Below are 13,521 nucleotides of genomic sequence, written 5' to 3'. Positions count from 1 at the left end.
GCCTTCGGTGCCGAGCCCAACACCCAGGTCTGCCCGGTGTGCCTCGGGCTGCCGGGTTCCCTGCCGGTGGTGAACGAGGCGGCGGTGCGTTTCGCGGTCATGATCGGACTCGCGTTGCACTGTGAGACCGCGTCGTGGTGCCGGTTCGCGCGCAAGAACTACTTCTATCCCGACATGCCGAAGAACTTCCAGATCAGCCAGTACGACGAGCCGCTGTGCACGAACGGCTGGCTCGACGTGGAGGTCGAGGGCGAGGTGCACCGGGTGGGCATCACCCGGGTGCACATGGAGGAGGACACCGGCAAGTCGCTGCACGTCGGCGGCGCCACCGGCCGCATCCACGGCGCCACCCACTCGCTGGTCGACTACAACCGGGCCGGCATCCCGCTCGTGGAGATCGTGACCGAACCGGACGTGCGTTCCCCCGAGGTGGCCCGGGCCTACGTGGACGAGTTGCGGGAACTGATCCGGGCGCTCGGCGTCTCCGACGTCCGGATGGAGCAGGGATCGTTGCGCTGCGACGCCAACGTCTCGCTGCGCCCGCGGCCGGCGCCCGGCGGCCCGGACGCTCCCTTCGGTACCCGCACCGAGACGAAGAACCTCAATTCGCTGCGGTCGGTGGAACGCGCGGTGCGCTACGAGATCACCCGGCAGGCCGCGTTGCTCGACGACGGCCAGCGCATCATCCAGGAGACCCGCCACTTCGACGAGGCGTCGGGCCGCACCTCGTCGGGCCGGTCCAAGGAGGAGGCCACCGACTACCGGTACTTCCCGGAGCCGGACCTCACCCCGTTGGCCCTGCCCGCGGAATACGTCGAGCGGCTGCGGGCTGGCCTGCCGGAGCTGCCCGCGGCGCGCCGGGCCCGGCTGATCGCCGAGCACGGCTACACCGCGCGGGATCTGCAGGACCTGCGCAATGCCGCGGTCCTCGACCTGGTCGAGGAGACCGTCGCCGCCGGCGCGGCCCCGGCGACCGCCCGCAAGTGGTGGCTCAACGAGCTGGCCAGGCGTGCCTCGGACGCCGGTCTCCAGCCGCGCGATCTTAAGATCACCCCGGCCGACGTCGCCCGGATCACCGCGCTGGTGGCCGCGGGTGAGCTCACCGACGCGCTGGCCCGCAAGGTCATCGACGGGGTGCTCGCCGGCGAGGGCGCGCCCGACGAGGTGATCGCCGGCCGTGGGCTGGCGATCGTCGCGGACGACGGCGCGCTCACCGCGGCCGTCGACGCGGCGCTCCTCGGCGCCCCCGACATCGCCGAGAAGGTCCGCGGCGGCAAGGTGAACGCCGTCGGCCCGCTGGTGGGCGCGGTGATGAAGGCGATGAAGGGCCAGGCGGACGCGGCGACCGTGCGGCGACTGCTGCTGGAGCGCCTCGGCATCTCCTGACACCGCTTCCCGGCCCTCGCCTTCCCCTGCCCTCGCCTTCCCGGCCCTCGCCCGGCCGATCCCCGATTTGTCGTATTCCAGATGGTTCGCAGGGTTTAGCGCCGTTCGTTCGAGAAACGCCCGACCAGTCGCCGCTGCCCCCGTGCCGTGGGTTGCCCGTCCGTGATCCGAGCTCGGGAGGACCACGTTCTCCCGCCGTGTCGGACCCGCGTGTCGGGTTGCCGACGTCGTACGGCGCGTCGGATGCGAAGGGCCGGAGGCCTCCATAGGGTGGGTCTCCCATCGGGGTGTCACGATCGAGGGGAGAGCGTGCCGCCGTGCCCCTTACACCTTCCGGGTTCACTGCGTCAACCTCCCGCGGCCGGGGCCGGGGCCGCCGGACGGCGATCATCGTCGCGGTCGTCGTCGTCCTGCTGGCCGTCGCCGGCGGCGTCGGCTACGTCCTGAACAACCGCGCCGCCGACCGCGCCGCCGACCGGAAGGTCCAGGCTGCGGCCGACTCCTACCTGGCGGGCTGGCGGGCGCTGACGACTTCCGGTGGGACGGCGACCCCCGGCTCCGCGGCTGTCACCGCCGTCTCCACGCCCGGGAGCATCGACGTCGCGCGCCTGGTGGGCACGATGGCCGAGGTGCGTGACCGCCTGCTCGTCACAGCGGCTACGTTCACCCCGGGCGCGATCAGCCGCGGCGGCGAGACGGCGACCGTGCCGTACCTGGCCAGGCTCACGCTCTCCGGTCTGCCGACGCCGCTGGAGTACACCGGGGCGCTGCATCTCGTCTCGACCGGCGGCGGGTGGCGGGTGAAGGCTGATCCGGTCTCGGTGCATCCGGCCCTGCGCCCAGGGTTGCACCTGGACCGGACCGCCTCCACGGGTAAGCGGGGGGACCTGCTCGACGTGGCGGGCCAGCCGCTACGGGACTCCTCCGACCTGGCGGGCAACCTCGTCGGTCGAACGGCGCCGCTGTCCGGGTTGCAGCGGGTGTACGACGGCCGGCTGCGGGCGCAGGGCGGCGCGGTCGTCGTGCGGGACGCGAAGAACGCGACCGTGCAGACGCTGCACACCTATCCGATGACCGACGGCGAGGCGATCCGCACCACGATCGACTTGCGGGTCCAGCAGGCCGCCGAGGCGGCCCTGGCCACCGCGGCCCGCCCGACCGGGGCGATGGTCGCGATCGACACCCGCACCGGCGCCATCCTGGCCCTGGCCAACCATCCGCCCAGCGGGTCGAGCCGGGCTGTCCGGGGCAAGTACCCACCGGGTTCCATCTTCAAGATCGTGACGGCCACCGCCGCGCTGATGAACGGCAAGGCGCCGGACACGTCCCTGGACTGCACCCAGACGGTCAGCGTCGGCGGGCGGACCTTCCAGAACGCCGAGGCCGAGCAGTTCGGCCCCATCCCGCTGCGGACCGCGTTCGCCAGGAGCTGCAACACCGCGTTCATCCGGCTGGAGGAGTCACTCCCGGACGGCGCGCTGGAGAAGGCCGCCCAGCTCTACGGCTTCGACGGCCGCCCACCGCTGGATATCGCCAGCGTCGGGGGGATCTTCCCGACCCCGCGCGACGCGGTCGAGTCGGCGTCGGCGTCGATCGGCCAGGCCCGCATCGAGGTCTCCCCGCTGCAGATGGCGAGCGTCACCGCGGCGGTCGCGAGCGGTACCTGGCACCAGCCGTTCGTCGTCGGCCAGTCGGCGCGCAGCAACCCCATCCCGCCCGTGGTGCTGCCCCCGCTGCGGGACTTCATGCGGGCGGTCGTCACCGAGGGCACCGCCGCGAAGGTCCCGATGCCCGGCGAGGCCTTCGGGAAGACCGGCACCGCCGAGTACAAGGACGGCAACCCGCCGCCGACCCATGCGTGGTTCGTCGGCTACCGGGGCGACGTGGCCTTCGCGGTGGTCGTCGAGGACGGCGGCTTCGGCGCGGAGACGGCCGCGCCGGTCGCGGCCAGGTTCCTCACCGCGTTGGACGGTGGCGAGATCGGTGCGCCCGGCTCCGGCGGGCAATGACCTGGCTGGCCCCGTGCCCGGCTGGCCCCGTGCCCGGCGATGCTTGACGTGGGGCGGGAACTCCGGCAGGGTAGAGCTGTGCTTCTCGGGATTCTCGTACGCTCAGAGCGCGCATAGTCGACTACGTCGACCTGTGCGCCGCCCCTCAGTGCCTCTCGGCACGAGGGGCTTTTTCGTGCAGTGAGTACTGCCTCGTGCCAAGCCTGCGTGGTCGTGCTCAGCTGGCAGAGCCGTGCCCGGCGGGCCCGGTCCCGCCGGTCCCGCAATGCCAGCCGAGATCGCCACGCGTCACGCACATCCCCGGCCTGTCAAGGAAGACGACCAGATGACACGAAAGATCACCGGAGCCCAGTCGCTCGTCCACTCCCTTGAAGCGGTCGGAGCCGATGTGGTCTTCGGCATCCCCGGCGGTGCGATCCTGCCCGCCTATGATCCACTGTTCGACTCCACCCGGGTGCGGCATGTCCTCGTCCGGCACGAGCAGGGCGCGGGTCATGCGGCCGAGGGGTACGCGCAGGCCACCGGGCGGGTCGGGGTGTGCATGGCGACGTCGGGGCCGGGGGCGACCAACCTGGTGACCCCGATCGCCGACGCCTACATGGACTCGGTGCCGATCGTGGCCGTCACCGGGCAGGTCCCCAGCGCCTCGATCGGGACCGACGCCTTCCAGGAGGCGGACATCTGCGGCATCACTCTGCCGATCACCAAGCACAACTTTCTGGTCCAGTCCGCCGACGACATCCCGCGGATCATTGCGGAGGCGTTTCACCTGGCGGCGACGGGCCGGCCCGGACCGGTGCTCGTCGACCTGCCCAAGGACATCCTGCAGTCGGTCACCTCCGTGCTGCCGCACGATGTCTGGCCGCCGGCCCTCGACCTGCCCGGTTATCGTCCGGTCACTCGCCCGCACGGCAAGCAGGTGCGTGAGGCGGCGAAGATGATCAGCGCTGCCCGGCGCCCGGTGCTCTATGTTGGCGGGGGAGTGCTCAGAGCCCGCGCTGCCGCGGAGCTGCGGACGCTGGCGGAGCTCACCGGCATCCCGGTGGTCACCACTCTCACGGCCCGCGGCGCCTTCCCCGACTCCCATCCCCAGCACCTGGGCATGCCCGGTATGCACGGGTCGGTCGCCGCGGTGACCGCGCTGCAGAAGGCGGACCTGCTGATCACTCTCGGGGCCCGCTTCGACGACCGGGTGACCGGCAGGCTGTCCTCCTTTGCGCCCGGTGCCGCGGTCATTCACGCCGACATCGACCCGGCCGAGATCGGCAAGAACCGGACCGCGGACGTGCCGATCGTCGGTGACTGCCGTGACGTGATCAACGAGCTCGTCGCCGCGCTCGTCCTGGAGGAGCGGCCGGACCTCGCCGCCTGGTGGCGGGCGCTGGACGGCTGGCGCCGGACCTACCCGCTGGGCTACGACCAGCCGGCCGACGGCTCGCTGGCCCCGCAGTACGTCATCGAGCGGCTCGGGAAGATCGCGGGACCGGAGACCATCTTCGCCGCCGGCGTCGGGCAGCACCAGATGTGGGCCGCGCAGTTCATCTCCTACGAGAACCCCTACACCTGGCTGAACTCCGGCGGCGCCGGCACGATGGGCTACGCCGTGCCGGCCGCGATGGGCGCCAAGGTCGGCCGCCCCGACGCCACGGTGTGGGCCGTCGACGGTGACGGCTGCTTCCAGATGACCAACCAGGAGCTTGCGACCTGCGCGCTGGAGGGGATCCCCATCAAGGTTGCCGTCATCAACAACGGGTCGCTCGGCATGGTCCGCCAGTGGCAGACCCTGTTCTACGACAAGCGGTACTCCAACACGGAGCTCGGGACGCACCCGGACTCCCCGCGGACCGGCGGCGCAGGGGCGTCTGGGCGGGGCGCAGCCGCGTCCAGGAGGGTGCGGGTGCCCGACTTCGTCCGGCTGGCCGAGGCGTTGGGCTGCGTCGGGCTGCGTTGCGAGACGGCGGCGGATGTCGACGCGACGATCGAGAAGGCGATGGCGATCGACGACGCCCCGGTCGTGGTGGACTTCGTCGTGCATCCCGACGCCATGGTGTGGCCGATGGTCGCCGCCGGCGCCAGCAACGACGACATCCGCATCGCGCGCGACACGGCGCCGGACTTCGACTACTCCGGCGACGCCGAGGTGAACCTCTGATGACCCGCCACACCCTGTCCGTGCTGGTGGAGAACAAGCCCGGGGTGCTGGCCCGGGTCTCGGGCCTGTTCTCCCGGCGCGGGTTCAACATCGAGTCACTCGCGGTCGGGCCGACCGAGCAGCCCGACATCTCCCGGATGACGATCGTCGTCGTCGTGGAGGACCTGCCGCTGGAACAGGTGACCAAGCAACTTAACAAGCTGATCAATGTTTTGAAGATCGTCGAGATGGATACCTCCGCCTCGGTGCAACGTGAGCTGATGCTCGTGAAGGTGCGCGCCGACCTGTCGGTGCGGTCCCAGGTCCTCGAGACGGTCGCTCTGTTCCGTGCCAAGGTGGTCGACGTCGCCCAGGACGCCGTCACCATCGAGGCGACGGGAACCCGCGAGAAGCTGGACGCCCTCATCCGCATGCTGGAGCCGTTCGGAATCCGGGAACTGGTCCAGTCCGGCCTGGTGGCACTCGGCCGCGGATCGCGTTCGATCACCGATCGCAGCCTGCGAGCGGTCGACCGCCCGGCCTGACCGGGACCGTCGCGCGTCTTTTTCCTATCTACTCAACGAGGAGATTCCCTACGATGGTCGAGATCTACTACGACGACGACGCCTCGCTGGACATCTTGGCCGACCGTAAGGTCGCCGTCATCGGCTACGGCAGCCAGGGCCACGCGCACGCGCTGAACCTGCGCGACAGTGGCGTCGACGTGCGGGTCGGCCTGCCGGCGGACAGCCGCAGCCGGGCCAGGGCCGAGGAGGAGGGCCTGCGGGTCCTCACCCCGGCGGAGGCGTCCGCCGAGGCCGACATCATCATGCTGCTTACCCCGGACACCACCCATCGCACGATCTACGCGGAGTCCATCGCCCCGCACCTCACCGCGGGCAAGGCGCTGGCGTTCGGGCACGGCTTCAACATCCGCTACGGGCTCATCGAGCCGCCGGCCGGCGTCGACGTGTTCATGGTCGCTCCAAAGGGGCCGGGTCACCTGGTACGGCGGGTCTTCGAGGAGGGCAAGGGCGTTCCCGTCCTCGTCGCGGTGGAGGCCGACGCGAGCGGCAACGCGCTGGCCGTCGCGCTGGCCTACGCCAAGGGCATCGGTGGCACTCGGGCCGGTGCGCTGAGGACCACCTTCACCGAGGAGACCGAGACCGACCTGTTCGGCGAGCAGGCCGTGCTCTGCGGCGGCGCCAGCGCGCTCGTGCAGGCCGGCTTCGAGACCCTCGTCGAGGCGGGCTACACCCCGGAGGTCGCGTACTTCGAGTGCCTGCACGAGCTCAAGCTCATCGTCGACCTGATGTACGAGGGCGGCATCTCCCAGATGCGGTACTCGATCTCGGACACCGCGGAGTACGGCGATGTCACGCGCGGCCCGCGCGTCATCACCCCCGCGGTGAAGGCCGAGATGCGCAAGATCCTTGACGAGATCCGCGACGGCACGTTCGCTCGTGAGTGGGTGGCCGAGGACGACAACGGTCGGCCGAACTTCACCAAGCTCGTGGCGGAGGGCAAGCAGCACCCGATCGAGCAGGTCGGTGCGAAGCTCCGGCCGATGATGTCCTGGATCGCCTGATGTCCTGGATCGCCTGATGTTCAGGATCGCCAGGTAGATCCCGCGGGTCGTCGGGCGGATCGTGCCCTCTCGGGGGCGGCCGTGGTGCGCTGCCGCCGTCCCCGGGTGCGTGCCGTCTCCGTCCCGGTGCCGGGCACGCCGTCGCCGTCGGTCGGCGGAAAGGGTTCGGAGTCCACGGCGGGCGTCGGTAGGCTGGGCCCGCCGCGTCGTGCGGTGCCCGCAGTATCCACGTTCATCATCGCCAGGCCGAAGGCCACGTGATCACGCCTCGTTCCGCGTCGCCTCCCGGTCTGACCCGAGGTCGCTAGGAGAGGTCCAGTGCCTGTCGTACTCGTTGCCGAGGAGCTCTCACCGGCCGGGCTGGAGGTGCTGTCCGGGGACTTCGAGGTTCGTCACGTCGACGGTGCCGACCGGTCCGCGTTGCTGCCCGCCATCGCCGACGTCGACGCCGTGATCGTCCGGTCGGCCACCAAGATCGACGCCGAGGTGCTCGCCACCGCGGGAAAGCTCAAGGTCGTCGCCCGGGCCGGCATCGGGCTGGACAACGTCGACGTCGCCGCCGCCACCCAACGCGGTGTCATGGTGGTCAACGCGCCGCAGTCGAACATCGTCAGTGCGGCCGAGCACGCGATCGCGCTGCTGCTCGCCGTCGCCCGGCGGGTTCCCGCGGCCAACGAGGCACTGCGCGGCGGCGAGTGGAAGCGCTCGAAGTACGTCGGTGTCGAACTCGTGGAGAAGACGGCCGGCGTCGTCGGCCTCGGGCGGATCGGCGTGCTCGTGGCGCAGCGGCTCGCCGGCTTCGGGATGAAGGTCATTGCCTACGACCCGTACGTGTCGGTGGCCCGTGCCGCGCAGCACGGCGTGACCCTCGTCGACCTCGACGAGCTGCTTCGGCAGAGTGACATGATCACGATTCATCTGCCCAAGACGCCGGAGACGCTCGGTCTGATCGGCACCGACGAGCTGGCCCGGACCAAGCCCGGTGTCATCATCGTCAACGCGGCGCGCGGCGGCCTTGTCGACGAGGCGGCGCTTGCCGAGGCGGTCCGCTCCGGTCAGGTCGGCGGCGCGGGCATCGACGTCTTCGCCAAGGAGCCCACGACGGCCTCCCCGCTGTTCGGGCTCGACAACGTCGTCGTCACCCCCCACCTCGGCGCGTCCACCCAGGAGGCGCAGGACAAGGCCGGGCTCGCCGTCGCCCGTTCGGTGCGGCTGGCGCTGCAGGGCGAGTTCGTGCCTGACGCGGTCAACGTGCAGGCCGGTGGCGTCGTGGCCGAGGACCTCCGGCCGGGTCTTCCGCTCGCGGAGAAGCTCGGGCAGCTCTTCTCCGGCCTCGCGGGCAGCCTGGCCGCGGCGATCACCGTCGAGGTGCGTGGCGAGATCGCCGTGCACGACGTCTCGGTGTTGCAGCTCGCGGTGCTCAAGGGCGTGTTCACCGATGTGACCGAGGAGCAGGTCACCTACGTCAACGCACCGCTGCTGGCCAAGGAGCGCGGGGTCGACGTGGCCCTGGAGACCGCCGAGGACAGCCCCGACTATCACAACCTCGTGACTGTGCGAGGAGTCCTCGCCGATGGCACGCCCGTGTCGGTGAGCGGCACGCTTGTCGGCTCGCGGCAGGTCGAGAAGATCACCGCGATCGACGGGTTCGAGGTCGACATCCAGCCCGAGGCGCATCTGGCGTTCTTCCGCTACGAGGACCGGCCGGGGATCGTCGGCGCGGTCGGTGCCCTGCTCGGCGAGGCGCACATCAACATCGCCAGTGCGCAGGTCAGCCGCCTGCAGGCCGGCGGCGAGGCGTTGATGTCGCTGTCGCTCGACGACGCGGTCGCCCCCGACATCCTGGCCGAGATCGCGAAGATCATCGGCGCGTCCTACGCCAGGGCCGTGAGCATCAGCAGCGAATGACTCCTGGGGGAGCCGTGGGGGCCTTCGGCGGTCCGGGGTGTTCCTCGGGTTGCCGTGGATTACCTGGGCTGGATGGGGTTTACCAGGGACACCCGCGGGCGATCCAACGGTAGGCGGTCGATTGGGTACGGGTGGCGGTGGCGTGGGGACGTGATCCAGGTGATCTTTCCGTGGAACGCGCGCCGTAGTCGTGGTGTCGGGTTTACCGTGGCTAGTATGGCGTCGCGGCATCAGGACCCGTTCGAGGGGCTTCGCCTGGATGAGCGATTCGTCCGCGGAGCCCGGTTTCTCGAACCGTCCGCGGCCGAGCGCAGCCGGCAGCACGGCCGGCCGGCTTCCAGTCGCTGTCAGGTCGTCCCAGCTCCCCGGGGTCTGCCCGGCTTTTTCCATCGGCTGGTGGCGCCGCCCAGACCGCCGGGCCGCCCCCGCCAGATCGCGAGGATGGTCACGTTCCTGGCCATCATCGTCGGGATGATCACCATCACCGTCGTCGCCCTGCGGCAGACGGCGAACCGGACCAGTCCGACCGCCGCACGGCTGGCGCCGACCACGTCGTCGGGGTCCTCTGTGGCCGCCACCAGGCAGACCGCCGTACCGGCTGCCACCGGCGCGCTGACCGGTCCCCCCGCCGGCTTTGGGCTCAGGCCGGACCTGCTCGCGGCCCTGCGGCCGGGTGACTGCCTGAACTGGACCCCCTATCCGGCGGGCTCGCTCGCCTCGGTTGATCCGGTGGTGCCCGTCCGGGTGAGCTGCGGGGAGCCCCACATCGACGAGGTCACCCGGATGGTCGACCTGGCGGTGCTCTTCCAGCGCTGGCCTGGCGCGTCGGCGATCGCCGAGGTGACGGACGAGCGCTGTGCTGGAGCACTGCGCGAGTTCGCCGGAGCCGTCGACAGCGCTCCGCACCGTACCGCCGGCACGATCTACCCGTCCGAACCCAGCTGGCAGCACGGTGCACACGCAGCCGTGTGCACCGTGCGCACCGGCGACCTGCGGCCCCGCAGCGGTCCGTCCCGTGTCCCCGGCGCCGTCGCAGCACCTGAGTTTCCTCGCGGTCGGCCGAACATCCGGTAACGTTGATGCGCGATGCGTGCGCTGCTTCTCCTTAGCCGCCGCGGCGGGGCCTGATACCTGAGCTGGCTTCCCCGTCGCGGTGTTTTCGTGTGTCAGCGTCGGGATCCTCGCCATCACGGCGGTCCAGCGTCCAGGTGCGGCCTGACGCTCCTCTGCTGATTCTCCGCGGATCCTCCGGCATCCAGTCACCCACGTCGCGAACCGTGTGATCACGGTCGCGGGGGACTCTTTCGAGGAAGCAGGAGCAGGAATGACCACGCAGCAGCTGTCCGGCATGCCGGTCGAGAAGTATCGTCCGTTCGTCCCCGTCTCACTTCCCGACCGGACCTGGCCCGAGCAGACGATCACTCGTGCCCCGCAGTGGTGCAGTGTCGATCTGCGCGACGGTAACCAGGCACTGATCGACCCGATGACCCCCGCCCGCAAGATGCAGATGTTCGAGCTGCTGGTGGCGATGGGGTACAAGGAGATCGAGGTCGGGTTCCCGGCGGCCAGCCAGACCGACTTCGACTTCATCCGGCAGCTGATCGAATCCGATCGTATCCCGGACGACGTCGTCATCCAGGTCCTGACGCAGGCGCGGGAGGACCTGATCGAGCGCACGGCCGCGTCGCTGGTTGGCGCGGACCGGGCGCTGATCCACCTGTATAACTCGACGTCCACGTTGCAGCGGCGGGTGGTGTTCGGTCTTGATCGGGCTGGGGTGACCGAGATCGCGGTGCAGGGCGCCCGGTGGTGTGCCCAGTACGCCGAGAAACTGCTGGACGGCACCGATGTGCGCTGGCAGTACAGCCCGGAGTCGTTCACCGGCACCGAACTCGACTACGCGGTGGAGGTGTGCGAGGCGGTTATGGACGTGTGGGCGCCGACCCCGCAGCATCCGGTCGTGCTGAACCTGCCGGCGACGGTCGAGATGTCGACCCCGAACGTCTACGCCGACCAGATCGAATGGGTCGGGCGGAACCTGACCCGCCGGGATGCCGTCGTGCTGTCCCTGCACCCGCACAACGACCGGGGCTGCGCGGTCGCCGCCGCGGAGCTGGGGGTGCTGGCCGGCGCCGACCGGGTTGAGGGCTGCCTTTTCGGCAACGGGGAACGGACCGGGAACGTCTGCCTGGTCACGCTGGGGATGAACCTGTTCTCGCAGGGGATCGACCCGATGATCGATTTCTCGGACATCGACGGGATCCGACGCGCGGTGGAGTACTGCAACCAGCTGCCCGTCCATCCCCGTCATCCCTACGGGGGCGACCTCGTCTACACCGCCTTCTCCGGCTCCCATCAGGACGCCATCAAGAAGGGTTTCGAGGCCATGGAGCGCACCGGCCAGATCCGCTGGGAGGTGCCCTACCTGCCGATCGACCCGAAGGACGTCGGCCGCTCCTACGAGGCGGTGATCCGGGTGAACAGTCAGTCCGGCAAGGGAGGGGTGGCATACCTGCTGAAGTCCGAGCACTCCCTGGACCTGCCGCGCCGGCTGCAGATCGAGTTCTCCGGTGTCGTGCAGCGCCACACCGACTCCGAGGGCGGCGAGGTGACGGCCGAGGAACTCTGGACGATTTTCCGCGGCGAGTACTTCCTGGACGGCGCGGAGGGGTCCGGCCTGCTTGAGCTGCTGGGCTCCCGGACGACGGCGGCGTCGGGCGATCGGGACGAGGTCTCCGTCTCGGTCCGTTTCCAGGGGGGGGCCGACATGGTGATCACGGGAACCGGCAACGGCCCCATTGACGCGTTCGTCGCGGCGCTCGCCAGCCGCGATCTGACCGTGCGGATCCTGGACTACAACGAGCACGCCCTGGGCTCGGGAGCGGATGCGCGAGCGGCCGCGTACCTCGAGGTGGCTGTCGACGACCGGATCTTCTGGGGAGTCGGGATCGACGCCAACATCGTGACGGCGTCCCTGCGGGCCGTGGTGAGTGCCGTGAACCGGGCTGCCCGGGACCGTTCGGTGCCCGCCGCGCGGACGTCAGGGGACGAGGCACAGCCGGCGGCCACGCCTCTGGCCGGCTGACACGCGCCTGCCTGCCCGTCGTGTCGGGCGAGGGCACCCATCGGAGAACCGGTGGGTGTCCCTCGCCTCGGCTGGTGCCCGCGCGGGCTGGTCGTGGTGGTGGCGCTGGTAGCGCTGGTTAGTCGTGGCGGTCCGCCGGTCCCACGTCGTGGATATTCTGGCGGATCTCGTCCAGCATCGACTCCGGGATATCCGTCATACCATGATCAACTCGTGCGTGGGTGTCGACGGAACGGAGAAGATCGTCTTCGGTGGGGGCGACGATGCGCGTCTCGCAGTCGTGCATGATCGCACCACAGTAGAATTGTTTCATGCTCGGGCGCCGGACGGTGATCTCTGCTGACGCGGAATGACTCCTGGTCGCTGGGCTCGGCGACATGAGCGCCTGCGCGGTCCAATAACGGTTTCGCCTCATGTGGACATTTCCGCGAGCCGTAGCATCAGCCGCTCCATCCGTACCAGGCCGAGTGGGCGCCCCATCTCGGTCACGATTATCACGGGATCGAATCGGCTGGCCCGGGCCCGCGTCATGGCTCGACGCGCGACCTCGGTCACCGGCTCCTCGGGCCGCGCGAAAAGCGTCGTGGGAACACGGCGCGGTTCTGTGCCGCCGCCCGGGCCGCCGGACAGATGCAGGGCGACTGGTCGGCATCGGTTGGAGACGATGATGGTGGCTCGAGGCGCCCGGTCACCGTCCGGTCCGGCCGGATCATCGCCGGCCGCGAGACCGTCCCGGTTCCGGGCGGCGCTCATGGGACAGGACGGACAGTCCGCGGACATGGCGCACCGACCGGATTCACCTATGCTGATCGTGACCTGTTCCATCAGGCTCTCGATGCTCGCGGCGTGGTTGCTGCGTTCCGAGAACTGGTGGATACGCCGAGCCACGGTTGGGTCGAGCTGCTGCCAGTCCCGGGAGGGACGCCCGAGCAGGAATCCCTGGCCGAGCGGAACCCCCAGCGCGACCAGCATGCCGAGCTCGTCGAACCGCTCGACCCCCTCCGCGATGACCCAGGCGTTGAGCCGGCTGGCGAAGGTGCCGACCAGCTCGGTGAGGGCGATCTTGACTTGGTCGTCGTCCACGTTGACCACGAGCGAGCGGTCCAGCTTGACGAAGTCGGGGCGGATTCGCGCCAGCTGCCGCAACCCGGCGTAGCCCGAGCCGACGTCGTCCATCGCCACGAACGCACCGAGGTTGCGCAGTGCGCCCGCGGTGGTCGTCAGGCCGGTGGTGGCGTCGAGGTCGACCGCCTCGTTGAGTTCTAGGACCAGGCGCCGCAGGTCCGCGCGCTGCCAGACTGCCGTGACTTCTGGTGTGGTGAGCAGATGGGGCAGGACGTTGACCGCGAGGAAGCAGCGGTCGGGAAGCCGGTCACGCGCTTCCAGCGCGGCGGCGAGGACACGGGCCTCCAAC

The 13,521-nt window shown here is 70.2% G+C and carries 10 protein-coding genes and 1 pseudogene; 9 read left to right on the top strand and 2 right to left on the bottom strand.

The window, feature by feature from the left end:
• The 9 genes and pseudogenes from gatB to leuA form a co-directional block, all read left to right on the top strand.
• A partial coding sequence (gatB, locus tag AC08OP_RS10665; RefSeq protein ID WP_476614045.1) for an Asp-tRNA(Asn)/Glu-tRNA(Gln) amidotransferase subunit GatB occupies positions 1 to 1,386 on the top strand: 1,386 nt, incomplete at its 5' end.
• Between the two features lie 317 nt (positions 1,387 to 1,703).
• The gene (locus AC08OP_RS10660; protein WP_476614044.1) at positions 1,704 to 3,395 is read left to right on the top strand and encodes a penicillin-binding transpeptidase domain-containing protein; all 1,692 of its coding nucleotides are present in this window, start codon (positions 1,704 to 1,706) and stop codon (positions 3,393 to 3,395) included.
• 265 nt (positions 3,396 to 3,660) lie between these two features.
• Positions 3,661 to 5,547, top strand: a complete 1,887-nt coding sequence (locus tag AC08OP_RS10655) for an acetolactate synthase large subunit (protein WP_476614043.1) — start codon at positions 3,661 to 3,663, stop codon at positions 5,545 to 5,547.
• Complete coding sequence (gene ilvN / locus AC08OP_RS10650; RefSeq protein WP_476614042.1) at positions 5,547 to 6,071, top strand: acetolactate synthase small subunit; 525 nt, start codon at positions 5,547 to 5,549, stop codon at positions 6,069 to 6,071. Before AC08OP_RS10655 ends, ilvN begins: the two co-directional genes overlap by 1 nt.
• A 53-nt stretch (positions 6,072 to 6,124) precedes the next feature.
• A complete protein-coding gene (gene ilvC, locus AC08OP_RS10645) occupies positions 6,125 to 7,114 on the top strand; it encodes a ketol-acid reductoisomerase (RefSeq protein WP_476614041.1) in 990 nt (329 codons plus the stop codon).
• Positions 7,115 to 7,432: 318 nt separating this feature from the next.
• Positions 7,433 to 9,022, top strand: a complete 1,590-nt coding sequence (gene serA, locus AC08OP_RS10640) for a phosphoglycerate dehydrogenase (RefSeq protein ID WP_476614040.1) — start codon at positions 7,433 to 7,435, stop codon at positions 9,020 to 9,022.
• Positions 9,023 to 9,094: 72 nt separating this feature from the next.
• Positions 9,095 to 9,325, top strand: a pseudogene (locus AC08OP_RS10635) (SCO2583/SCO2584 N-terminal domain-containing protein); the annotation flags it as partial.
• 138 nt (positions 9,326 to 9,463) lie between these two features.
• Positions 9,464 to 10,096: a septum formation family protein gene (locus tag AC08OP_RS10630; RefSeq protein WP_476614046.1), complete on the top strand. Its 633-nt coding sequence runs from the start codon at positions 9,464 to 9,466 to the stop codon at positions 10,094 to 10,096.
• A 250-nt stretch (positions 10,097 to 10,346) separates the two neighbouring features.
• Complete coding sequence (leuA, locus tag AC08OP_RS10625) at positions 10,347 to 12,107, top strand: 2-isopropylmalate synthase (protein ID WP_476614039.1); 1,761 nt, start codon at positions 10,347 to 10,349, stop codon at positions 12,105 to 12,107.
• Positions 12,108 to 12,225: 118 nt separating this feature from the next.
• On the opposite strand, the gene AC08OP_RS10620 is transcribed toward leuA, so the two are convergent.
• Both AC08OP_RS10620 and AC08OP_RS10615 read right to left on the bottom strand, forming a co-directional pair.
• Positions 12,226 to 12,420, bottom strand: coding sequence for a DUF1059 domain-containing protein (locus tag AC08OP_RS10620; protein WP_476614038.1), 195 nt, complete (start codon positions 12,418 to 12,420; stop codon positions 12,226 to 12,228).
• Between the two features lie 98 nt (positions 12,421 to 12,518).
• Positions 12,519 to 13,521, bottom strand: a 1,003-nt coding sequence (locus AC08OP_RS10615) for an EAL domain-containing protein (RefSeq protein ID WP_476614037.1), incomplete at its 5' end; no start/stop codon positions are given.

The organism is Frankia sp. CeRuru1, from assembly GCF_977966315.1.
This window is presented reverse-complemented; position numbering and strand designations above follow the sequence as displayed.

Coding starts and splice junctions, on each gene's coding strand:
- AC08OP_RS10655 (WP_476614043.1), top strand. CDS start 3,661: ATGCCAGCCGAGATCGCCACGCGTCACGCACATCCCCGGCCTGTCAAG.
- ilvN (WP_476614042.1), top strand. CDS start 5,547: ATGACCCGCCACACCCTGTCCGTGCTGGTGGAGAACAAGCCCGGGGTG.
- ilvC (WP_476614041.1), top strand. CDS start 6,125: ATGGTCGAGATCTACTACGACGACGACGCCTCGCTGGACATCTTGGCC.
- AC08OP_RS10630 (WP_476614046.1), top strand. CDS start 9,464: ATGGTCACGTTCCTGGCCATCATCGTCGGGATGATCACCATCACCGTC.
- leuA (WP_476614039.1), top strand. CDS start 10,347: ATGACCACGCAGCAGCTGTCCGGCATGCCGGTCGAGAAGTATCGTCCG.
- AC08OP_RS10620 (WP_476614038.1), bottom strand. CDS start 12,420: ATGAAACAATTCTACTGTGGTGCGATCATGCACGACTGCGAGACGCGC.